The sequence below is a fragment of the Bradyrhizobium sp. 45 genome, from assembly GCF_023073155.1.
GTDB classification, from domain to species: Bacteria; Pseudomonadota; Alphaproteobacteria; order Rhizobiales; family Xanthobacteraceae; genus Bradyrhizobium; species Bradyrhizobium canariense_D.
On sequence record NZ_JADPIX010000074.1, the window covers coordinates 1 to 778 of the forward strand.

Below are 778 nucleotides of genomic sequence, written 5' to 3' on the forward strand. Positions count from 1 at the left end.
AGATCGTCGTGTAAGGGCCATAGTCGGACGGGCAATCGCGCCAGCGTGCGCCGCACTGGAGCATGTGAATGATACCGCTGATAATGCGTCGATCGTCTTCGCGCGCCGGGCCGGTCTGGTTCGTTGGCAGATGCGGCTCTATCTGAGCCCACTGCTTGTCGTTGAGCCAGAACAGTCCTTTGCGCATCGAAGTCCCCCGTGCCGAATCAACTTGGCACGAGGGAATCAGAACTCGCTAATTAGGTACAGACCCTAGTACCCACTTTTCTTGGATCGTGAGTCGTGATTCAAGATATGGATGATACCCGAAGCAAGAGACGTCCAGCTTTCGTGGAAAGATCGCAAGTTGCTTGAGGCGTGTTGTCGCTCGCCGGACGTTGCAGCGCGATTTGAAGCGAGCGCGGATCGTTCTGTTGGCGGCGGACGGGCGCAGCATCCGCTCGATTGCCAAAGAAGTCGGGGTCCAGCCTCGGATTGTTAGCCTTTGGCGGCACCACTATTCCGATCATGGCCTGGAAGGGCTGCAAGACAAGCCGCGGCTTGGCAAGCAGCCGATCGATACGAAGGCCACCAACAAGCGGATTCTGAAGCTGCTGGATAACCGCCCCCGCAAGGGTTCGCACCTGCACCGGCCCTCTGCTGGCCGAGGCGCTGGGCGATGTTGACGTCCAGTATGTCTGTAAGCGCGAAGCCGATACCCTTGCTTCAGAATTCGAATGAACGTGCGAAAGAAGCCTCCGGCTTGGACGGAGGTTTCGGATGGGATTGGACAGCAAAA

Annotated in this window: 1 protein-coding gene and 1 pseudogene; one reads left to right on the forward strand and one right to left on the reverse strand. The window is 57.8% G+C overall.

The window, feature by feature from the left end; genetic code table 11:
- Window positions 1–187, reverse strand: a 187-nt coding sequence (locus IVB42_RS13260) for a transposase (protein WP_247393655.1), incomplete at its 3' end; no start/stop codon positions are given.
- Window positions 188–298: 111 nt separating this feature from the next.
- On the opposite strand from IVB42_RS13260, the pseudogene IVB42_RS13265 reads away from it, so the two are divergent.
- Window positions 299–678: pseudogene (locus tag IVB42_RS13265) on the forward strand (helix-turn-helix domain-containing protein); the annotation flags it as partial.
- Window positions 679–778 lie beyond the last annotated feature (100 nt).